Origin of the sequence: Rahnella sp. EDr1-12 (assembly GCF_049206505.1) — a bacterium.
Taxonomy (GTDB): Bacteria; Pseudomonadota; Gammaproteobacteria; order Enterobacterales; family Enterobacteriaceae; genus Rahnella; species Rahnella rivi.
This window is the reverse complement of record NZ_JBLZNY010000020.1, coordinates 1-579: the sequence shown is the minus strand read 5'-3', so window position 1 is coordinate 579 and position 579 is coordinate 1. Positions and strand designations below refer to the sequence as shown.

The following is a 579-nucleotide window of genomic DNA, read 5'->3' as shown; positions in this document are numbered from 1 at the left end:
AGAAGTTAACCGGAGTAAAAAATGCGTAGGATCATTGTTGTGGAGTATGAAGAGCAATGGCATACCCGATATGAGGCTGAAAGGGGCTTATTACAGAACACGCTGGGGAAGGTAATTTCACAGGTTCATCATATTGGCAGTACGTCTATACCGGGGCTATCAGCAAAACCAATCATAGATATATTGCTGGAGGTATATGATCTGGATGAGCTGGATAAATTAAACTTTGCAATGGAGCGTGCCGGATACTGCGTTCGTGGTGAAAATGGAATTCCAAATCGAAGATATTTCACTAAAGGAGAAGAGCACCGTAGTCATCACGTTCATGCTTTTGGCGTAGGCAATCCTCAAATAGTAAAACATCTGGCGTTCCGCGATTATTTGAGAAAAAACAAGAAAGAAGCTGATGAGTATGCTGAGATAAAGCATGCTGCAGCACTGGCAAGTGAGGATAATATTCCTCTCTATAGTACTCTTAAAGCCGACTTTATCGCTCATCATCTCCGGCTGGCACTTAGAGACTACAAATAACAAAAGTTACTTTTGGCACAAATGCATGATGTGGTGGTATGTCCGCTC

Annotated in this window: 1 protein-coding gene; it reads left to right on the top strand. The window is 42.3% G+C overall.

Going from position 1 to position 579, the window contains the following annotated elements:
* The first annotated feature begins 21 nt into the window (after positions 1 to 21).
* Positions 22 to 531, top strand: a complete 510-nt coding sequence (locus ACO0U8_RS24200) for a GrpB family protein (RefSeq protein ID WP_013578386.1) — start codon at positions 22 to 24, stop codon at positions 529 to 531.
* Positions 532 to 579 lie beyond the last annotated feature (48 nt).

What these genes read in the sequence shown, in the direction of transcription:
- ACO0U8_RS24200 (WP_013578386.1), top strand. Translation starts at nt 22, where the DNA reads ATGCGTAGGATCATTGTTGTGGAGTATGAAGAGCAATGGCATACCCGA.